This window comes from Asticcacaulis sp. P4_H10 (assembly GCF_056400965.1).
Map to the genome: position 1 here is coordinate 503205 of NZ_JBFUKH010000001.1, position 20878 is coordinate 524082.

22 protein-coding genes and 1 pseudogene are annotated in these 20878 nt (G+C 56.7%); 18 read left to right on the forward strand and 5 right to left on the reverse strand.

Annotated features, from left to right (window positions below):
• The first annotated feature begins 6 nt into the window (after window positions 1-6).
• The 8 genes and pseudogenes from gspD (at window position 7) to AC1DON_RS02360 (ending at window position 7404) form a co-directional block, all read left to right on the forward strand.
• Window positions 7-1908: a type II secretion system secretin GspD gene (gene gspD, locus AC1DON_RS02325; protein ID WP_476933110.1), complete on the forward strand. Its 1902-nt coding sequence runs from the start codon at window positions 7-9 to the stop codon at window positions 1906-1908.
• Window positions 1909-1930: 22 nt separating this feature from the next.
• On the forward strand, window positions 1931-2551 hold the full coding sequence (locus AC1DON_RS02330) for a hypothetical protein (RefSeq protein ID WP_476933111.1): 621 nt from the start codon (window positions 1931-1933) through the stop codon (window positions 2549-2551).
• Window positions 2524-2958 carry a type II secretion system major pseudopilin GspG gene (gspG, locus tag AC1DON_RS02335; RefSeq protein ID WP_476933112.1) on the forward strand — a complete coding sequence of 145 codons (435 nt, stop codon included), beginning with the start codon at window positions 2524-2526 and terminating at the stop codon, window positions 2956-2958. The genes AC1DON_RS02330 and gspG overlap by 28 nt, the downstream gene beginning before the upstream one ends.
• A gap of 26 nt (window positions 2959-2984) precedes the next feature.
• A pseudogene (locus tag AC1DON_RS02340) lies at window positions 2985-3230 on the forward strand (prepilin peptidase); the annotation flags it as partial.
• Window positions 3231-3698, forward strand: coding sequence for a prepilin peptidase (locus AC1DON_RS02345; RefSeq protein ID WP_476933477.1), 468 nt, complete (start codon window positions 3231-3233; stop codon window positions 3696-3698).
• A complete protein-coding gene (locus tag AC1DON_RS02350; protein WP_476933113.1) occupies window positions 3695-5377 on the forward strand; it encodes a GspE/PulE family protein in 1683 nt (560 codons plus the stop codon). The genes AC1DON_RS02345 and AC1DON_RS02350 overlap by 4 nt, the downstream gene beginning before the upstream one ends.
• 193 nt (window positions 5378-5570) lie before the next feature.
• Window positions 5571-6584, forward strand: a complete 1014-nt coding sequence (locus AC1DON_RS02355; RefSeq protein ID WP_476933114.1) for a type II secretion system F family protein — start codon at window positions 5571-5573, stop codon at window positions 6582-6584.
• A 610-nt stretch (window positions 6585-7194) separates the two neighbouring features.
• Window positions 7195-7404, forward strand: coding sequence for a hypothetical protein (locus AC1DON_RS02360; protein WP_476933115.1), 210 nt, complete (start codon window positions 7195-7197; stop codon window positions 7402-7404).
• Between the two features lie 216 nt (window positions 7405-7620).
• Here AC1DON_RS02360 and AC1DON_RS02365 read toward each other — a convergent pair whose 3' ends face one another.
• From AC1DON_RS02365 to AC1DON_RS02375, 3 genes are all read right to left on the reverse strand, one after another.
• Window positions 7621-7974: a hypothetical protein gene (locus tag AC1DON_RS02365; protein ID WP_476933116.1), complete on the reverse strand. Its 354-nt coding sequence runs from the start codon at window positions 7972-7974 to the stop codon at window positions 7621-7623.
• A 29-nt stretch (window positions 7975-8003) separates the two neighbouring features.
• The gene (locus AC1DON_RS02370; protein ID WP_476933117.1) at window positions 8004-8420 is read right to left on the reverse strand and encodes a hypothetical protein; all 417 of its coding nucleotides are present in this window, start codon (window positions 8418-8420) and stop codon (window positions 8004-8006) included.
• 74 nt (window positions 8421-8494) lie between these two features.
• Window positions 8495-8827 carry a hypothetical protein gene (locus AC1DON_RS02375; protein ID WP_476933118.1) on the reverse strand — a complete coding sequence of 111 codons (333 nt, stop codon included), beginning with the start codon at window positions 8825-8827 and terminating at the stop codon, window positions 8495-8497.
• Between the two features lie 112 nt (window positions 8828-8939).
• Between AC1DON_RS02375 and AC1DON_RS02380 the strand changes: the two genes are divergently transcribed.
• From AC1DON_RS02380 to AC1DON_RS02425, 10 genes are all read left to right on the forward strand, one after another.
• On the forward strand, window positions 8940-9200 hold the full coding sequence (locus tag AC1DON_RS02380) for an RHS repeat domain-containing protein (RefSeq protein ID WP_476933119.1): 261 nt from the start codon (window positions 8940-8942) through the stop codon (window positions 9198-9200).
• Between the two features lie 64 nt (window positions 9201-9264).
• Window positions 9265-9585: a hypothetical protein gene (locus AC1DON_RS02385; protein ID WP_476933120.1), complete on the forward strand. Its 321-nt coding sequence runs from the start codon at window positions 9265-9267 to the stop codon at window positions 9583-9585.
• 25 nt (window positions 9586-9610) lie between these two features.
• Complete coding sequence (locus AC1DON_RS02390; RefSeq protein WP_476933121.1) at window positions 9611-9940, forward strand: hypothetical protein; 330 nt, start codon at window positions 9611-9613, stop codon at window positions 9938-9940.
• A gap of 388 nt (window positions 9941-10328) precedes the next feature.
• Window positions 10329-10673: a hypothetical protein gene (locus AC1DON_RS02395; protein ID WP_476933122.1), complete on the forward strand. Its 345-nt coding sequence runs from the start codon at window positions 10329-10331 to the stop codon at window positions 10671-10673.
• 35 nt (window positions 10674-10708) lie between these two features.
• Entirely contained in the window at window positions 10709-11056 is a 348-nt protein-coding gene (locus tag AC1DON_RS02400; protein ID WP_476933123.1) for a hypothetical protein, read from the forward strand.
• Window positions 11057-11244: 188 nt separating this feature from the next.
• Window positions 11245-11442 carry a hypothetical protein gene (locus AC1DON_RS02405; RefSeq protein WP_476933124.1) on the forward strand — a complete coding sequence of 66 codons (198 nt, stop codon included), beginning with the start codon at window positions 11245-11247 and terminating at the stop codon, window positions 11440-11442.
• Window positions 11443-11473: 31 nt separating this feature from the next.
• Entirely contained in the window at window positions 11474-11776 is a 303-nt protein-coding gene (locus AC1DON_RS02410) for a hypothetical protein (protein ID WP_476933125.1), read from the forward strand.
• Between the two features lie 187 nt (window positions 11777-11963).
• Entirely contained in the window at window positions 11964-16760 is a 4797-nt protein-coding gene (locus AC1DON_RS02415; protein WP_476933126.1) for a polymorphic toxin-type HINT domain-containing protein, read from the forward strand.
• Between the two features lie 2 nt (window positions 16761-16762).
• Window positions 16763-17389 (forward strand): hypothetical protein, encoded by a 627-nt coding sequence (locus AC1DON_RS02420; protein WP_476933127.1) that lies wholly within the window; start codon window positions 16763-16765, stop codon window positions 17387-17389.
• Between the two features lie 533 nt (window positions 17390-17922).
• Window positions 17923-18225: a hypothetical protein gene (locus tag AC1DON_RS02425; protein ID WP_476933128.1), complete on the forward strand. Its 303-nt coding sequence runs from the start codon at window positions 17923-17925 to the stop codon at window positions 18223-18225.
• Between the two features lie 804 nt (window positions 18226-19029).
• Here the strand turns inward: AC1DON_RS02425 and AC1DON_RS02430 are convergent.
• On the reverse strand, window positions 19030-20262 hold the full coding sequence (locus AC1DON_RS02430; protein ID WP_476933129.1) for a glycoside hydrolase family 62 protein: 1233 nt from the start codon (window positions 20260-20262) through the stop codon (window positions 19030-19032).
• Window positions 20263-20312: 50 nt separating this feature from the next.
• Entirely contained in the window at window positions 20313-20747 is a 435-nt protein-coding gene (locus AC1DON_RS02435) for a helix-turn-helix domain-containing protein (protein ID WP_476933130.1), read from the reverse strand.
• Between the last annotated feature and the right edge of the window lie 131 nt (window positions 20748-20878).

Below are 20878 nucleotides of genomic sequence, written 5' to 3' on the forward strand. Positions count from 1 at the left end.
ATGAAAATGCCAAAATTTCACGCGGCCGCACTGGCGGCTCTTCTCTTCGCGGCGGCATTATCATCCGCTGCGCCCGTGCATGCCCAACAATCTTCCGCGCAGACCTATACCTTCGTTTTCCGGAACGCCGACATTCCCCAGGTCGCTGAAGAAATCCTGGGATCAACGCTTGGATTGTCCTATCGCGTCGAAGACGGTGTCTCCGGCAAGATGAACCTGAGGATCGATCGGAGGCTGACAAAGGCGCAACTGCTGGCGGCGCTCGAGACCGCCGTTGCCAATTACGACGTGGTTATGGTCAGGGAGGGCGAAACCCTCGTTCTGCGACCGCGCGACAATGCTCAAATCGGCGGGCAGATCCAGACATCAGCTTCGGCAACGTCGACAATCGGATATCAGATCCGCGCCGTGCCTGTGAACTATGGATCGGCTGAGGAAATAGCCAAGATTCTTGAGACCGTCACGCGCGCCAAGCTCGTGCTTCTGGCGTCTGACAAGCTAGGCCTGATCATGTTGGGTGGTCGCAACGAAGAACTCGAAAACGCCGTGTCCACGATCGCCATGTTCGATCAAAGCAGCCTGGGCAATTCCCGCATCCGTTTCTATGGGCTTTCGAATGCCAGCGCCGCAACGGTGGCACAGGATTTGGAGCGCGTGCTGAAGGCGTCGGGGACGTCCAGCGTGACCATAGCGCCGATGTCTCGCCTCAATGGGATATTCGCCTTCTCAAAGTCATCGCAAGCGCTGGACGAGCTGTCTCCGTGGGTGTCGCGTCTCGATGTCCCCTCGAATGACCCATCGTTTCGGATGTGGATTTACCGCCCCCGCGGCACGTCGGCAGAATCCCTTGCCCGTACGCTGAACCTCGTTATGGGCAACGGCACGGAAACGATGTCTGCGGCAGCGACGACGTCGGGTACGTCCACAACGACGGGCGCGGCCGGCAATGCTGAGCCCGCACAGATGCCGCAGGCCGCGTCTACCCAGGACTCAGCCACGCGGGTTGTCGCCGACAAAGACACGAACACGATCATTGTCAACGCGCCGGAAGCGATGCGCGTCAAGTTGATGGATGTCATCAATCAGCTTGACCGCGAGCCCCAGCAGGTCTTCATCGAGGCGTCGATTCTCGAAGTCACACTCACCAACGACTTCAACTATGGTGTCGACTGGAAAAAGATCGCTGACGGCGGTGATCTGACCATGAGCTCATACACTACTGCATCGACGGGTTTTCCGACTATGGCGCCGGGGTTCACGGTGAACTATGTCGGGACGGACATTACAGCGGCCATCCGTGCCCTGAGTGCGAAATCGAATGTTCGCATCGTTTCGGCCCCCAAGATCACAACGATTGAAAATGCGACCGCCAGATTGCAGGTCGGTGATCAGGTGCCGATCGTGACGCAAACCGCGCAATCCACATCGACGGGCAATGCGCCGTTGGTGAATACGGTCGATTATCGGGACACCGGGGTGAAGCTCGAAGTTACGCCGCGCATCAGCGGCGATAATCGCGTCTCGCTCATGATAACCCAGGAAGTGAGTTCCGTCGCGCGGACCCAAACGTCCGGTATCGACTCGCCAACGATCAAGCAACGCCTTATGGAAAGCCAGCTCGTGGTTCCCGAAGGTACGGTTGTGGCATTGGGAGGGCTGATCAATTCGTCCAATAGCGACAGCGACGGCGGCGTTCCGTTCATAAAGGACGTGCCCTTGATCGGCGCCTTGTTCAAAGGGCGCCAGATGAATCGCGACCGAACCGAGCTGGTCGTTCTGATCCAGGTCAAGATCCTTCGCGACAGCGCCGGGTTCGACAGCCTTCTCAACAATCTCGGCGCTGACCTCAAAGACAACCTCGGGGAAGCAAGCTGGCTGAGCAGGGGACCGGGTGTCAACGTACAGTAGACAAGAACGCGGCTACGCTACCTTGACGGCAATTGTATTGTGCGCGGCCGTCTCGATCCTCTGCGCCGGCACCCTTATCCTCGTTGACAGCCATAAGAAAATCGAAGCCCGAAAATTCGAAGCGCTCCAGCGGGAGGAAGCGCTGAACACTGCCGTCATGCAGTTTGCGGCCGACCTGGCCGTGTCCGAAGAGCCTTTTGAATTCCGGGATACGAAAGAGGTTAGCGTCGGCGCGCGGCGATACGGCGTAAAGCTCGTCGGACAAGCCGAATATGCAAAATGGCCTTTGGAGAAGGCTGACGAGGTGAGTGAAAAAGGGCTCTCGAAAGCGACGCGGCTCAGCCGTCAGGAAGTTCTTGCCCTGATCGCGTCAGGACGCCGGAATGACTGCGTGGCAAGTCTGTTTTCCAGCCTCGGACAGATAGATCCCGAGAAGGAACGACCAACAAAGGCGGGCATCTTGTATTCCTCAGGGTCCAAGGACGGCCAGGTCTGGCGCATCCGCGCCGTATCCGGTGTCAGGCTGGAGGAGCGCCGTGTGCGTTTTTTGGGTGATCCGCGCCGCCTCTTTGCTGTAGTGTCTATCGATCGTATGAGTTTGGGGGAAATGCCGGAATGCGCCGACCTGATTACAAAACCGTAGATCCGGAAGCGGGCTACACCCTGACCGAAATGCTGGTCGTTATCGTCATCATCTCGCTCATCGCAGCCGTGCTCACCCCGTCTCTGCTGGGGCAACTGGCCCGGGCGCGTGTCAAGACAGCCAACCTGCAACTGGAATCCACAGCAACATCGCTTGACCTCTTCAAGGACGATATTGGCCGCTATCCGACGCAGGCCGAAGGGTTACAGGCGCTGGTCGCCGATCCGGGCACGGAAGGGTGGCTGGGCCCCTATCTGAAGTCGACCAAGGCGCTCAATGACCCCTGGGGGCGGCCGTTGGCCTACGCGCTCGGCGGAGATGGCGTGGCAAGCATTACCTCTCTTGGCGCAGACGGAAAGCCCGGCGGGAAGGGTGTCGATCAGGATCTGGTCGCGAGCGTACGATAGTGGTTGACGTTCCGGTCATAGCTCTGGTGGGGTTTGCCGGCGTTTTCGGCGCGGTCGTCGGATCCTTTGGCGCCACAGCAGCGCTGCGGATCGAGGCGGGGGTTTCGCCATGGTTGGGCCGGTCCCGATGCGATGGCTGTGCAAGGACCCTCGGTTGGGCCGAAACCATGCCCTTTGCCGGTTATATCGCCGCACGAGGCCGTTGCGGCACATGCGGGCATGGCATCCACGCCTTTCATCTGATTGGAGAGAGTCTGGGGGCGTGTGTAGCAATGTGCGCCGTCGCCTTTACGCCATATCCCGGCACCATCGTTCTGACGCTGCTCGGCCTCACTCTGCTGGTCCAGGCCCTGATCGATGTCCGCACCCTTCGCCTGCCGGACGCAGGCAATCTCGTTGTCGCAGCCTTGACCTTCCTGCTGGCGGTGCTCAGGGATGCGTGGCTCGAAGGCATGCTTGCCGCCCTGGCATCCGGGGGAATTCTGCTGATGATGAAAGCATGGCTTGAGCGCCGCCAAGGCAAGACAATGCTGGGCCTGGGTGATGTGAAACTGATCGCTGCCCTAGCCCTGGGGCTGGGGCAATGGACGGCGGCGGCGGTCGCCGCAGCATCCATCCTGGCACTGGTATTTGTGCTCGTGCTGCGCAAAGGATGGGAGGGAAAGCTGCCCTTTGGGCCGGCGATTGCCGGTACGGGATTTGCCGGATTGCTGGTATTGTCGTCTGGAGGATTGATGTGACCGCCGAAACACACCTGCCGGCCAGGGATGCCGTCGTCGAACATCTGCTCGAGACCGGAAAGATCAGCCGGGAAGCGATCAATCGCGCCGAAGCGGTCGCGGGCCGGACCGGCCAGCCGATCGAGCGCGTGTTGAACCAGCTTGGCCAACTCTCCGATGACGATCTGACCTTTGCCTATGCGACGGTGGCTAGCCTGGAGATTTGGAACCCAGAAACCCAGCCTCCAACTGTCGATCCCGAGACCCTGGGTTTGGGGGCAGAGTTTCTACGGCGCGTTCGGGCCGTGCCTTTGCGGCTGGAGGGCGAAGACCTGGTCTGCGCCGCAATCGACCCGTTCGACGCGGAAATGTATGCAGGGCTGAGCTTCGCCAGCGGCCGGAATATTGTGTTCTGTGTCGCGCGCCCGGCAGATTGGCGCACGGTTGCAGAAGGCTACGACGAAGAAGACGTCCGCTCCGACGCGTTTCTGGACGAACGGCGTGTCGAGCGTGACATTGCTTTTGTCGAAGACCATGGTGTTGAGGGCCAGGCGGTCGAACTGGTCGCCCAGGCCTTTGCCGCAGCTGTGGATCGTGGCGCTTCGGATATTCATTTTGAACCGCGTCGCAATGATTTGAGAGTGCGTTTGCGCGTAGACGGCAAGCTTATCGACTACCTGACAGCTTCGTCGGATCTTTCCGAGCCGTGTGTGTCGCGCATCAAGGTGCTGTCCAGCCTGAATGTTGGCGAGCGCAGGCTCCCTCAAGACGGGCGCGCCTCATTGATCAATGCCGGCCGGGCGATCGATGTCCGGGTTGCCACGTCGCCAACGGTTTTCGGTGAGACGGCTACGTTGCGCTTGCTAGACCGTGCCGCCGCCCCCCAGGACATTGCCTCGCTTAACCTGCCCGGCCATGTCCGCACGCTGGTTGAGCGGGCGGTCAGGACGCCGCACGGCCTGTTTCTGGTTACCGGGCCGACCGGGTCGGGGAAAACCACGACGCTTTACGCACTCCTGAACGCCTTCAAAGGGTCTGGAAAGAAAATCCTGAGTGTCGAGGATCCGGTCGAGCGCCATTTCGAGCACGTGTCGCAGACTCAGGTTCTGGCCGGTATCGGCCTGACCTTTGCGGCATGCCTGAGGTCTTTCCTCCGTCACGATCCGGACGTCATTCTCGTTGGCGAAATCCGCGACTCCGAAACGGCTGCCGTCGCGGTCCAGGCCGCAATGACGGGACATCTGGTATTGGCGTCGGTGCACGCCAACACCGCACTTGCCGTGGCGCCGCGATTGATCGACATGGGCATTGCACCGTTTCAGCTAACCGCCTCCGTGAAAGGAATCATCGCCCAACGGCTCATTCGGCGTCTCTGCCCCGCCTGCAAGGGCGCGCGGCCGGTGAGCGATGCGCTGAAAGCAGTGTTGCAGGGGTTTGGCCGGGCTGTGCCGGAGAATGAGCCAATAGCTTCCGGGTGCGCCAAATGCCGGGGGCAGGGGTATTTTGGACGTATCGCTCTGGCCGAGGGCCTTTGGGCGGAGGAGACTTACCTGTCGATCGTCGGTGGAGGCGGGCGGTTGGACGCGCTCAAGGCCTATGCCCGCGATGCAGGCCTGGCGACCATGGTCGAGGCCGGCGTGGAACAGATACTCGCCGGGGAAACCACGCTCGATGAAGTGCTAGGCATCGCCGATGATTAGGCCACGGACTTTCCGGTACAAGGCCGTCAGCGCTGATGGCAAGTCGCGCCAAGGCGTCGTTACCGCTACGACGGAAGCGGAAGCCTATGCCAGGCTGCGATCGGACAATCTTTCCCCGGTCGCGATCAGGCCCGCCCACGGCGGAGGGGAGGCTGTGCGCCGGCAATGGTTCGGTCGCACGCGATCCGGGAGAATGACGAACGTCCGTCTGGAAGAAACATTTTCCAGCCTGGCCGTCCTGTTGCGTTCGGGCGCGGATATCCGCACAGCACTGTCCGTCCTGGATAGCGACAACGCCGCGCTGCGTACGGTCGCGCAATCGATTCTGGGGGGGGCGAGCGTCGAGAGCGCATTCGCATTGGTGATTCCGCCGCCGCATGCGCACCTGCGTGGCCTGATCGCGGCCGGCGAGGCCCGCGGAGAATTGGTCGCAGGGCTGGAGGCAGCGGCCAATGTGTTGTCAACTGATCGCAAGATCCGCCAGCAGTTATTCGAAGCGTTGAGCTATCCGGCCTTTGTCCTCGTCGCCGCGGTTGCCGCCCTCTGCGTCATCCTAATGGTCGTTGTCCCCGCGATCGCACCCCTTTTGCAGGAAAGCGGGCGTGAATTGCCACTCTATTTTGGCATCATCGTTTTTTTGAGCGATGGCTTGCAGCAGGGCTGCTCTTGGATCGTAAGCGCAGCCTTGCTGTGCGCGTTGGTCAGTTGGTTTGGGTGGCGGTACGGCGCATTAAGGGCGTGGTGGCAGTCTTGGCTGCTGACGGGGCCGTTGGGCGGCATCGCCGCTGCTCTGGTGTTTGGCGGATTCGCCAAGACGTTGGGAGAGGCACTTGGCAGCGGCGCTACCCTGACCGACGCCCTACGACTTTGCCAGCGAGGGGTCGGAAACGTCGAGGCGCGCAAACGCCTGGATATTCTTGGCACCTATGTGCGGCAGGGGCGTCGTCTGAGCGAGGCATTGCGCCAAGTCGAGCGCTTCCCTGAGCCGATCATACGGTTGTGTGAGGTTGGTGAAGCTTCGAGTTCCGTTGGTCCAATGCTGGTCAAGGCTGGCGCGCGCGAAGAACTGCAGGGCCTGGCTCGGATCGACAAGGCGTCTAAGGTCCTCGGGCCGGCCCTGATTGTCGCACTGGGCGCGTTGATTGGTGGCCTGATGGCAGGTGTGTTGACCGCGCTCACCGATATTGGTGGGGCGGCAGGTATCTGAAAGGTAATCCGACATAATGGTGAGAGGCTTTATTCAAAGCATGAATTAAGGCATAGCCGATGCACCCGCTTCAAATCCTTGACCTTTGATACTTATTGCAAATTGGTGGGTTTTCCGCATTGCCGTAGCGGCCGAGATTGACTGACCGGCAGCAATTTGCAACACGTTCAGATTGCGCAAGTAAATCATAGGTAACATTATGAAGAAGATCAGTTTTATAAAAAGATCAACGTCGCGTTTTCAGCCTTTGTTCTGTGTATGTTGTGTAGTTGGTCGAATTCTGCGTCGGCCGTGGCAGGGTTGAGCACGAGCTTCGTAATCACCAAGCTCGGCGCACGCGAGGGAAATCTCGAACTCTATGTGAACCCAGCTTTAACAAGTGCTATGGGGTGCACAAATACCACCATGGCTCGCCTGCTGACATCAGCGGCAAACTACAACGTCATTTCATCCAGCCTGATAACGGCATTCGCAACGGGGAAATCCGTAGCGGTTTGGGTTTACGCCTGCGATTCGGACGGCGTATCCCAAGTGGCTGCCGCATACGTAGACAAGTAGTCGTTTGTCAGTCCCAAACTGGACATCCTCTCATTTCATAAGGCTGTAAGAAATGAAAAACAAACACCTGGCCCGGCTCGTGATGGGAGTCTGCGTGCTTTTTCTGAGCGTCAGTCAAGCATCGCTCGCCGCATCTCGTCTGGTTATAGAAGACCCGACAACCTTGAAATTCACCGTACAGGACAATCGCGTCTACCTTCGTAATCTCAATGAGTACGATGCCGCCTGGCTGCCCTGCATCAACTATTATATCGACCTGTAGACCGATTACGGGCGCGCCATGTTCTCGACGATTTTGTCATTCCGCCTGGCCAAGCAGCGAGTTGTCTTGTTCAAGGACAATCCTTCCGTCACCGGTCCGATAGCCATCGTCGGTGACTTCTGAAAGCAGTGGCGTTCGACAAGGTGCTTCCGGCAGTCAGGATAATGGCGCAGGGTGACGTGGTGTCTGCGCCGTTTTTACCCGATGGGCGTGCGGTTACTTCTGTATCGTAATCGCGATAACGCGCGGTGAACCGTAGGCGCAGCCGTCGATCGTGAACGATGCGCGATGGTCCATGCTGTAGGCGGTGAGAGCCAGGGCGGTCAGTTGCTGATTGGCGGGCAGGTTCGCCGGGATAACGTAGCTGGTCGTATCCGCGCAACCGTCCGGATTATGAACCGGAACACTGACGTAGATGCGCAGATTTGGATCCGACCAGCCACCATTCAGGGCGGTTATCTTGCCGACGGGGGTCTGAGCGGGTGTGGCGATCGCGCTGCCGGCGGACAGGGCGATGATTGCGGCAAGGTGCGCAGTCAGGCCATAGGCATTCTTCCGTACTTTTCTCATTGTATCCTCGGAGTTTTCTCTGGACAGGGTTAGTTTATATTTCCATATGCGAAGCCAACAACGCGCGGCCGGTCGAGCGCGCAACCCTCGATCGTCAGGATGACCTTCTGTTGTTGCGCGTGGGCCGCGATGGCCATGGCCGTGATCTGCTGATTTGCGGGAAGCGCGGCGGCCACGATATAGCCGTCCGTCATAGGGCACCCACCCGGGTTATGGAACGCGCCTTCCATGACGATGCGAAGGTTGGGTTCATTCCATCCACCGACAAGCTGGAGAATACGACCGGACGGAGTGAAGGTCGCAACAGCCAGGGCGGATTGTGCGAATATACCGAAAATCAAAGCCCCTCCAGCGAATGCGCGGGCAATCAAACCAAAATTTCTCATATATTTTTCTCCTGAAGTGTTCAGAGCTGAGCAGCCTAAGGCCTGGCCCAATAGCCGCATTCGCGGTGCAGCAACGCGTTCACCGACAAGTCTTAAGTGTTGCGGTTTACTGGAGTTGCTGCGGACAGTTTTTACTAGTTGAAGTGGACGAGCTGAACGCTACAACCGGAATTGACGCCGAACAGGGTCACTTCCCGGTTAGTGTGCAGGGCTGAAAGCAGACCCGCATACACGGCATTGGCATTGGCAATTCTTGCCGCTTCGGTCGCCCCCTGTGCGTTCCAGATCAAATGGGTACCTACCGCGCACGTGCCTGCTGCCTTGTCGATTCTAAACGAGATGAAGCCGGGCATATATGTGGCCTCGACAACGCTGACACGCGCAACGATGGACCAATCAAAAGCACTCGCTGGGAGTGCCACCAATGACAGAATAGTAGCTGCCAGGCCCAGGATTCTTTTTTTCATAACTTGTCCCCCAATGCGCGAAAAAAGTATCCGATCCTATCTGATTTCGGTTGCGCGTGAAGATTGTATATATAATGTACCAATACAGCGCAATGATTTGGGGGAGGGGAATATGAGGCGTTTTCTGGCAGCGGCATCGTTACTTCTGATGCTTGGGGCAGCCCCGGTTCAAGCCGGTGAAACCGCATATACCTATGACGTGCTCGGCCGCGTGACAAAGGTCGTGTATCCTGATGGCGGGGTCGTCGAGTATAGCTATGACAACGCCGGGAACAGGACCCAAGTCAACCGGACGGCCGGTACAGGCTCTGGTGTGACGGTTATCGTCGTGCCGTCCGGCACGGGTTTCATCGTCATTCCGATCGAATCCTAAGACTTAAAAACTTTAAATAATGTGACAGATCGTTTCCCCGCTCGTGGAAGCGGGTGGAGGGGCTATGAAGCGCGTCGTCTTGTTTTTTTGCGCAGTCGCGGCATTTCTAGGTGCATCGAGCACAGCCAACGCGGCTGTCTATAGTGGGCGCATCATAAGCTACTTTTTGTCGGCGCCTAACAATCTGCCTTTTCGGGTATATCTAGACATCGATACGCCAGCATGCCCGGCCAAGTTGTTCTATGTCGACTTCAATCACCCGAACTACCAGGCCTATGTTTCGGGGCTTATGACGGCCTACTCCCTGAACAAGACCGTTCTGATCACATATGCCACGGGGCAGGGTGGTTACTGCCTTATCCAAGAATACCAAGTCGTAAATTAATCCACCTGTTCTCGATGGAGGGGGCATGTCTAAAGTTGTGAAGTCTCTAATGCTGGGCGCGTTCGCTGCCGGATTGTTGGCCTCTAGCGCCGAGGCCGCGGAGGCGAGTTTCGTCGCCGTTCCTACAGCCTGGCGCCTTGAGGACTATACAAATGGCATCGTCGCTGTTTACTTCACGCCCTCTCAATGCGCGCAGGGGCAAATAGTTCTGCCAGCAGCCATGAGCAATGAAGTGAAAAGCCGATTCTGGTCGCTTGTGATGACGGCCAAGGTCGCCAGGAAGCCGATTGGCGTGTTTTATGACACGACGACCTGCGTGGTCACGCACTACTACATGGCTGAAGAGCCAGTTTAGGCCGTGTCAGATGTTCTGAGAGGCGCAATGAAAAAAATTCTATACTCAGGCTTCGTAGTTCTTGCGCTGGTTTCTGTACCGGCGTTGGCATCCATGGCGCAGTTTGGGAACATTACGGCGGTATACGGCGCCAGGAACGGAGCCGTTCTGTTCAACACCAGTGGCGCAAGGTCGGGGCCTGTGCCGGCATGCCAAGGGCCGGGACTCGGACAACGATATGCATTGGACGCAAGCACAATTGCTGGCCAGACATATGTCAGTGTGCTTATGACGGCCTACGCCTTGAAGAAAAGGGTTTATGTCCAGGGAACTGGAACATGCACTATTTGGGGCGATACCGAGACCGTCGACTTTATTATGGTTGAAGACTGACTTCGAAGTGACAACTATGAAGAGATTGATTAGGTTGACAGTTTTGCTTGCTTCGGCAATGGCTTTGCCGGCTTCGGCATCAATGGCCGGGTATGGAACGATATCGTCTATTGTCTTCATGAAAAATGGTGCCGTCCTCTTCAATACCTCGGCTGAGCGGACAAATCCTTTGCCGGCTTGTCAAAGCGCTTCGTTTCCAAAGCGCTATGCACTGGATGCCAGCACGATTGCCGGCCAGACTTACGCCAGCGGCCTTTTAACCGCTTACGCGCTTGGCAAGAAGGTGTCGATCCAGGGGGCGGGCACGTGCGACATTTGGTGGGACACCGAAACCGTCAGTCACTTTACAGTCGAAGACTGATTTACAAAACCGCCGGAAGAGATTGGAGAGGCATCATGCGACCATCATCACCCGGGAAGGCGGCACTGGCCTTTTTTGCCGTTGCTTCGGTCGCGGGTTTCGCGTCCGAAGCAATGGCTGCGCCGGCCGTCATACCCTTTGCCCGCGTCACTTATATCAAGGCCGATGATGCATTTTTCCGGCTTACGCTCAGCACGCCGGTGAGCAATCCCGACGGATGTGTCGATCCTGACGGCTATATCGTCGCCTACACGCAGGCTGCGCACCAGCAATTCCTGTCGATTGCACTGACCGCACAAAGCCGCCGCGCAGAGGTCGAACTGGTCATCGACGGTTGTTACGCGGGGCGGCCCAAAGTTATTTCCGTGCGGATCAAAGAGTAAGCGTTGCTGAAGGCGTGAGGCCAGATTCTGCAAGCATCAAAGAGGGGTATAGGGTCATGAAATTTTCGTCCTTAGTGGCCGCTGCGGCTTTAATCTCAATGCTCGCGGCGTCGGCGTCGGCGGACACTGTCCGTGGCAAGATCGTCAGAACACAGGGGCACGTAGCTCCCAATTGTCGCGTCGTCACGGTGAAACGAAACGACAATGGCCAGTTGCTGCACCTGCGGATTTCAGCGACAGGAGCCGAAGACGGCGTGCTGGCCGTTACCCTTACCGCGCTTACGACGGCGCTGGATGTCGAGATTGTCTTCACCCCCGGCGTAACCACGGGATGCGGCACCGAGCCCAGGATCGAGTGGATTACCCTCTTGGCGGTCGGCCAGTAGCCGACGCTGATGTGCATTGATTGGAAACGCAATGAAAAAGACAGCTCTTAGCCTTCTGGCGCTTTTTGCCCTTTTTGCCATGCCTGCGCATGCGGTCACCCAGTGCGAACTGAAGATGAAGCGGGTGTGGGCCGATAGTACCGGGGTAGTTTGGCTGGATTTTGCCAATGACACCGGCGTTGGAATCGCAGCCAGCAATCCTGGTCGGGATCTGCTGATGTCTCTGGGCGTATCGGCCCTGCTGTCCGGACGGTCGGTCATCGTCCGTTATGCAGCGGATGGTGCAAACTGCAATGTCACCCGGAATGACTTTCTGGGGATGTATATAATTTGATGGTCGTCCGCTATTTCTGCAGACCCTTTAGGTAAGGCGCAGGCGGCAGCGGGCATTTTGTACAATGGTTTTGGTTCGTTGCGGTCACTCGCAATGGCGTTCACAATAGCTGGATTGCGTCAAGTTTTCTCTGCTGACGGCAAGAGCGCGATTTAGGTTCTGAGAGGGGATTCTAATGGAATTTCGTATGAAATGGATGTCGCGTGTCGGCGCTCTGCTGGCGGCCCTTGTTGCAATTCCGGTTTCTCACGCTCTCGCGCAAGATGCGACCCAGCCTCCCATAGTGCCAATTGTGGACCAAAATGGCGTGAATCTGGCGACTGGTGACTTGAGCCTCCCCGGCCTTGATGTTGCCGCGGGCGGTATGGCGCGGGCCAGTCAGAGTGTATTTAGGGCGGCGACGCGCGCGGTGAGCGATGTCGACAACTTCTCAGACTCATTTTCCGTCTCGGACGATTATGGCACTCAATCGGGCTTTAGTTATTACGTTCGGTGGGTCAATGTCAGCTACGGCGGGCGTCTGTTGCGGTTCCGGATGGGTAGCGCAATGGCGGGACAGTCGCCGACCTATGCGGCTCTACCCTATACAGCGAGTGACGGTAGCCAGGCTATTCTAGCTTGCCCAGGCTTCACGCCCACAGACGTTTACAATAAGCAGGCAACTTGCAAGCTTCAATTGGGCGATGGCACCTCTGTAACGTACCAGAATGGTGATTTCACTTCGGCGACGCTGGCGAACGGTGAAACGATCACGGCTGTTGCTGTCAGCAATGTCGGAAACGTGTGGGTGACGGCCCGTGTGAGCTCGGCCGGCTGGGCGGTGCGTAAAACGCAGACCGGGACACAGGTAACTGAGGCCGTTGCCTTCAATACGTCATCGGCCACCTGCGTCGTGGGGAACTGCAATGCTCCAACGGACGCGCCCAAGGCGACGCTGACAACCGGTCCCAGTGGTTACACCGTTACCAACAACGGTGTGAACACAGCGACTTACGCCATCAGCGGCGACACTGTTACGATGTCGGCGCCGACCGGTCCCGTCAAAACAGTTACACTCTATCCCACAAGCGATACTGCCAATACCGGCAAGGTGTGGAAGGTGCAAATCGGCACGTCGATATGGTCGTATGTCTATACCACGACCGGGACGACCGTAACCCTGCCGGACACAACAACCACGACGACAGAGTTTGCGACGAATAAGGCAAGGATCACCTCGTCCAAGGGCGATACCGGTCAACTGACGCGTTATGAGTATGAAGCGACGTCGCAAACTGAAAGCCGACTGAAGAAGAAAATCGACCCAGACGGCGATACCAACACGGGGGGCTTCACCTACTGGCAGTACAACACAGCGACCGGCAATCTCGACAAGGTCTTCGTCGTTCCGAAGAACAGCACGAGCAGTGGTGCATACGACATCGCCGCGGCTAAGGTCACAAGCATGACCTATGCAACGTGCGATACCTGGGGGACGGGCAATTACAAATGGTGCCGCAAGCCGGTCACGGTGACAGACGCCAATGGGGTCGTAACGACGTATACCTACAGCAATGACAATGGCGAGGTGACAAAAGAGACGCTGCCGACTGTTGGGGGCATGACGCCACAGACCCGATATGTTTATAGCCAGTATCCCGTCGTTTCCGGCTCAGTGTGGCGTCTGACGTCCCAATCGACATGCCGCAGTTCCAACTGGAACGGCACCGACTGCGTGGGCGGTGCGACGGACGAGCGCAAGACGACTTATACCTATACGGCAAACAACGCCCTTCCGGCGACAACGACCGTAGGTTGCGGCGGCTGCGCGACCGCTCAGACCTCAGCGGTCACATTTGACACCTACGGCCGTCAGATCGTCGCCGATGGTCCCAGGCTCGGTGCGGTGGATGAAGTCTATACGATCTATGATGCGCTGGGGCGTAAGATTGCCTTCGTCGGAGCGGATCCTGATACAGCAAGCCCCACTCGCCAGCGTCCAGCTGCAAAGACTGAGTACGACGCGGCCGGCCGTGTCAGGGCTGAGCAGGTTGGCACGGTTGCGGGCGCCACTTATAACGGCGCCACGCCCCTGGCTCGTCACGGCCAGGCGGTGACGGATCTTGGGAATACATTCGCCGTCCAAGAGACAGATACCAATACGTTCGATAGCACGACGGGTCTTGTGAAAGAAGCTCGCCATTACATCGGCCTGGAGGCGGGCACGCCGAAGGATCTGACCCAGCGGACCTATGACAATCTTTTCCGTGTGACGTGCGAAGCGGTCCGTGTAAATCCGGCCGCCGCTCTCCCTGCATCGGCATGCACCATTGGGACCGTGGCGAGCGACGGCACGCTCGATCGCATCACCCGATACACCTACCATTCGACCGCGCATGTTCTGACCGGCGTCGAGAGCGGGGTCGGCACAGGCAAGCTGCATTGGGACTACAACAAGACCTTTGAACTGGGGAGCGCCACCTCTAGCGGCAACCTGAGTGAGATCGCCGACGCGAAGGGGAACAGGACCCAATACAGCTACGATAGCTTCAATCGTCTGATAAAGACCTGCTATGCCACTGCGGCCAATGGCGCGGTCGTCAGCACAACGGATTGCGAACAAACGGCTTATCGTACGACGACCGTGACGAATACGTCGCGTGCCACAAATCTGGTCAACCAGACAACGCTGCGTGACGGGCAGTCGATCACATTCGACTATGACGCTCTGGGACGTTTGTCGTCGAAGGGCGGTAATGCAGTCGAGACGTTCGTCTATGACAACTATGGCCAGTTGACCTCGCATACCAACAGCACGGCAGGCCATTTGATCGGCAGCGGCGCGAGCACTCAGGGCTATACTTACAATGCGTTGGGCTGGCTGATGAGCAGTGTGCAGCCGTTGGGCACCGTCAGCTACACTTACGACAGCTACGGCCAACGTCAGAAGATGACTTATCCTGGCTCGGACGGCTTCGAGGTCAACTACGGATACAATGACAGCGGTGATCTCACCGGCGTGACTGCGTCCGGAGGAACGAGTTTCGGCTTTACCTATGACAATTATGGCCGGCGGGCCTCGTTGACGCGGTCGAACGGTCAGAACACGGTCTATGGTTTCGACAGCAGCCTGCGCTTGCAATCGATCACGCAAGGCGCGTCAGGGGCTTCGCACTATACCCAGACGACTTATAGCTACACGGCGGTCGACCAGATTGCATCGAAGGTTGGCAACAACAGCCGGTATTATTACGCCGCGACGGCTGGCAACACAGGGTATACCAGCAATGGTCTGAATCAGGTCAGCAAGGTCGATACAACGAATCTGAGCCACGACGTGCGCGGCAACCTGACGGGCGACGGCGGGGGTACTTTTAACTACAACGTCAACAACCTGATGACTTCTGCGGTTCAGTCGGGCGTAACGACGACGCTTGGCTATGACGCGGAAAATCGTCTTTATAGTGTCAATAAGAACAATATCACGACGCGGTTCCTCTATGACGGTGTCGATCTGATCGCCGAGTACGACGGCAGCGGCAATCTTCTTCGCCGTTATATACATGGGCCTGGGGACGATGAGCCTCTGGTCATGGTTGACTACACGCAAAGCGGTGCCGTACGTTTCCTGCACGCAAATGAGCAAGGTTCTATCGTCCTGATAACCGACGCGTCCGGCGCCAAAGTATCGATCAACACCTACGATGCTTACGGGATCCCTGGCGCGAGCAATGCGGGTCGTTTTCAGTACACAGGCCAAATCTGGCTGCCTGAAATCGGCATGTATTACTACAAGGCCCGTCTCTATAATCCAGTCCTTGGCCGATTTATGCAAACCGACCCGATTGGGTACGGCGACGGCATGAACTGGTACGCTTATGTCGGCAACGATCCTATCAATATGACGGATCCAACCGGCATGTGGGGCTTTGGTTGGGGCTCGTCTTCCTCGTTCGGCGGGTACGCACCCACGAATGCGGCCGGAGAAGTCGTTGTGACGGGCCGTCGAGGGGGATCCTGTGCGGCTTCCGACTGCATGAAGGGAGATGCGGCTCAGGACTGGCTTCGCGGGCTTCAGGGCGCAGCGCATTTGGCTATGGATATCTGCGGGTTCGCGCCTGGAGCGATTGGGTCTGCATGCGCGGGCGCGGACGCGGCGCTGTATCTGGTCGAAGGTGACTATGTAAGTGCGGCGATCTCTGGCGGGGCCGCCGCGTGTGGCCTGCTTGCGGACGCAGGCGTGTGCAAACTGGGCATAAAAGGTGGCATGAAAGGTAGTTCTTTGTTGCTCAAGGCGGCGAAGGGCGTTGCGAAGACGTGCGGGTGTTTTGTGGCCGGCACGATGGTGGCCACTCCCACAGGCCTGGTGCCAATCGAGCAAATCAAGGTGGGTGACCTCGTCCTGGCCTATGATGAGGCTACGAGCAAGAGTGTCGCCAAGCCGGTAACGGACCTGATCCGTCCGCAGCCTAAGGTGACATATACGCTCAAACTGCAGTCTGGTTCAGGAAGCGTCGAGACCTTCCGTGCCACTGACGACCATCCGTGGTTTTCGACTGCACGGACCTGGGTCGAGACGAAGGACCTAAAGGCTGGCGACCTGATCGAAAGCGCCACGGGCACGGACTTCAAGCTTGTTTCGATTGAGCTGTCGGGCAAGAGCGAGCAGACTTACAATCTCACCGTTGCTGACCTGCACACGTTCATGATTGGCGAAAATCATGTCGTGGTGCATAACTCCGGTATCTGTACACTTGTCTCTGATGAGACCGCGAAAGGGGCTAAATACGCCGTACATCAAATTGCTGAAACCGCGGGAGAAATAGCAAAGAAGCTTGAGCAAACGGGATTCTCGAAGACCGTAAGTGCTGACGGAAAGGCGACGATATACAGCAATGGGGCCGAAAAGTACATTATCCGGGGATCTAATTCATCTCCGTCAGGGATGAAGATTGATCATATCGATGCCAATGGCGTTAAAGTAGAAAATATGACGGGACTTTAGCTATGGCGCATATTGTCACAAGTCGACAGGAGATCGCTCAGGTCAAGAGCTTGATATCGCAAGATATAGTTTTGCAAGAGGACTATTTAGCGCCGTCGTATGTCCGTAACATCGCCGATATCTTCGATGGTCGATACAAGCTATTTTGTGTTTGTGACTATAATTATGTCACTTCTCCGGAAGAGGGGGGTATTTATGATGCGATTTTTAATTTTACTGAAAGCGCCTCATTGTACATATCTCATCTGGCTGTTAACGTGGATAGTTACATCCAGTGGTCGAGTGCGCGTGGCTATCCATCGATATGTGTCAACAGGGGAGATGATGCGGGTTGCATCAGAAAATTACTCTCAGAAGATAATGATAAGTTGTCTGCTATGGACGTTTATGTTGAATCCGCGGCAATTATATCCAGTTTGAACGATATCGTCGGCTGGTTCTCCACCTACCAGGAGGTGGCTATCTTCTCCTTCGAGCATATGTCTAGTGCGCTTCGCTTTGTTGATAGCAGCTCTAATATTAAATTCATGGGTATGAACTCTTTATCGGAGTTTACACGCTTGGATGGAACATCTCTAGCAAGGGAGTTCGGAGCATCCGAAGAAAACATTGTGGGGAACTTAGCGTAATGAGAATATTCTGGGCGCTTCCTAAAGCATCGGTCCACCGAAAATGTGTGGATTTCCGAGTAAATGGCGCGCCGATTTCGATGGCAGCTTATCAATTGCGTAAATTACTGTGACATAAACTCGTGTCACTACTAAATGTCGATGTACTACATATAGCGGTCCAGGAGCGCAAACTCCTGACGAGGTTTTGGGGGAAATGCGAAAAATTGTATCCATTGGACTAGCCTTGGTTACGCTGGCTTCAGTGCCGGCAGCGGCATCGGTCGCGCAGTTAGGCGCGATTACCGCTTCTACGGCATGAGAAACGGGGCAATCCTGTTTAACGCGTCAGCAACGCGCACGACGCCGCCCACGTTATAATCTAACTATGATATGCGGCGCTTGTAGGTCTTCTATGTAAGCTGCAGGTGACGAAGTCATAAAATGTTTTGCGTCTATTGCTGCTACTCGCAATGGCAGTCGCTAAGGGGCTTTGCGACAAGTTTTTGTGGTAGCGGCGACAAGGCGATTTGGGTTTGAAGAGGGGCGATCTGATGGAAATTCGTATGAAGTGGGCTGCTCGTGTCGGCGCTCTGTTGGCGGCTTTTGTCGCAATAACGACCGCATCCGCTCTTGCCCAGGACGCGACACAGCCCCCGCTATTGCCTATTGTGGACCCAAATGGCGTCAATTTGGCTACCGGCGAATTGACCATGCCAGGCCTTGATGTCGCAGCTGGCGGTATGGCGCGAGTCAGTCAAAGTGTACTTAAGGCGGCGACGCGGACGGTGAGCGATGTCGACAACTTCTCAGACTCGTTTTCCATCTCAGATGATTATGACGGTAGTCAGGGTTAAGTTATTACGTTCGGTGGGTCAATGTCAGCTATGGCGGGCGTTTGTTGCGGTTCCGGATGGGGATTATCCGTGGTCAAGCTTCGCCGTAAACGCGCCGGGGCAGACTAGCCCACTGATAACCGAGCACGAGGTCTACAGGTCATTGGGCGTGACGGCGGCGGCGCGGCAGGGGGCGTCCCCGTAAGAAACGTGAGGACGAGGACTCTACGGATAGTCAAATGTCACTGCTCTGATCTCAAAAATGACTCTGACCCCTTTTCTCCCTTTTGCTCAGCTGGATAGAGTGTTGCCCTCCGAAGGCAAAGGTCGTACGTTCGAATCGTATCGGGTGCGCCAGGTTTTTCAAAGACTTAAGGCTAATTTTGCTAGTGTAGGGTCCCAATGGGGACGCTAGCTGTGGAGCCTGAATAGTTGTCCGCGGTTTTTTTTAGGACCCCGATGGGTCTTTTGTCGTTTAGCGCTCCATGCGGTCTATACCAGTTATACATATGCGTCCACTGAGGCAGGAAGTCCGTTCTTTGGTCTGAAGCTTTGTGAGGCCTGGCATAGGCTTATTCCCTGAGCGCGGTTTTTATGAAGTATTTGTTTTCTTGATCCCGAGCACTTAAATTGCTCACTGCAAAAAGTCCCCCCGGCACAAGAAACCGGGAGGACAAGTTGGGGAGAAGAGTCCTTTAAGATTGCGATGCAACTCCAGAAGGACTCGACAGGAATTGCAAGAACTGATCGATTGGGGTGATACCGATCAGCTAAACTAAGGCCGGTGTAAAAGATCCAAGTCCCTGAAACCAACTGGCACCGGTTCTATTGGGTGCACAGGTCCGTTATGGGATTTGATCCCTTGGCTGTCAGGAGACCGAGCCGGTACGGAATCTGGATGTAATCGGAGACGTGGACAGTCGGGTCGTTGCCTTGGAATAGGAAATGAAGCGGCTTGCACGGGTCAATGACCTGGGTCTGGTCTGCCGTGTCCCGGATCAGTTCGCCATGGGATATGCCCTCCGACCAGATGCTCTCCACATTGTCGGCTGTCGCGAAAGGATTCTTGGCGGCTGAGCCCACTGGCATCCAGGTGCCTTCCAAACCGTCGCTTTTCCATATCCGGAAATAACGCCCCTTCGGGCTGATCGCCTCTACGACGGTAAGGTAAGTATTGGTGCCTTTTACCCGGTAGTGGCTGCTGCCCTCGAATGCGTCGTCACGAGGCTGGTCAATGACGGTGACGGTATTGTGGAAGCCGTTCGGGAATTGATCTATCGACGTCTCTGACCGCATGACATGGCCGTTATCGTCGGTATTGAACATGTAGCACTTGGTGTCGTTGCAGATGACGTAGAAATCGAGCCACCCCGTCCCCACCGGCGGCTTCGTTATGTCCGGCGCCGTGGCAAAGAACGGGCGGGCCGGGCTCCATGACATCGGATCGTCGATGTTGGTCGTGGTCGAATAGAGCGGATCGCCGCCCTGAAATATCAGATACCAGAGCTTTTGCGGTGCAAAGTAGAAGACTTCCGGCGCCGCGCGATATCCTGGGCCTATCGGCGATTTGTCGAGGGGGACTGTCGGCGCCGTCAATGCGGACGACCAATCGGCAAAGCTTGTGTAGGCGATGCCCCATCCGTTTGACCCGGCCGTAGTCAGGAAAACATGGTATTTTCCGTTCGCAAAGACGACGGATGGATCTTTTACCCCGTAAACGGTTTGGGAGGGATCGGGCTGCGGTACGATCAGCGGTGCGCTTGATTTCCAGTGAAAAGCTCCGTCAGACGGCGCCAAGGATGAAGGCGACGAGGTGGAATCGGCAAGTGTCGCTCCACCGTATCCGGCCAGCAGGGTCATGACCGCCAGGCTCGCGGAGACGACTGTCCGCGTCTTTGTTCCGCGCATGTTTTTTCGGGAGTTCATATTATGAATGTCTTTCTCGGTTGCCGACGGCATAGGGCAGCAGCGATCGCAATTTAAGGTCGTCGCTCCCGTGATTGATTTTGTGAGTCCCGGCCTGGCAAGAAAGGTCGAAATCGAACGCGTCCAGGTCATTGCCACGCCCGGAGAGGAAACGTCTCAGGTCCCCGCTTGGCGGTTACGTGTCAGCATTTATTTGATTTAAGATCCGGGGTTCCAGCGTTGTCTGTCAGCAGATTGGCCAGGAGGCGTCTCAGCCTTGTATTTTCTTCTTCGAGCTCGCGGATACGCCGCATTGCCGGAAGGTTATAGTCCGGAAGCATTTTGCCGTCGCCGCGGCCCATCCCAAGATGCGAGAGCTTGTCGGTGAGCACGTACCCCGTCTGGCCCCTCGGTATTTCGATATATTCCCGACGCTCCAGCACGCGGACCATGCGAAATAGCTCATTGGGGGATTTGTTCAGCCTCGCGGAAATTCTTGCGGGCGTCATCGGCCTGCCGGTACGGGCCAGCAGTTCAATAATGTCGAGACCCTTGTCGAGTGCTGGCGCCCGGTAGTCTGGCGGCGATTTGTCGAGCTCCTCACGGGGTTCGCAAGTCGTGGTGTCTAGTCTCATCATTTTCAAAGCATTCCCTGCGACCGACAGTCGCGCCCGCGCCCGGCGATCATTTGATCGCCTTTGTCAGGCGGCGTGTCATGTTTTGGACAGGTATAATGCCTGCAAATGTGCTCGCCAGCTAACCATCAGAA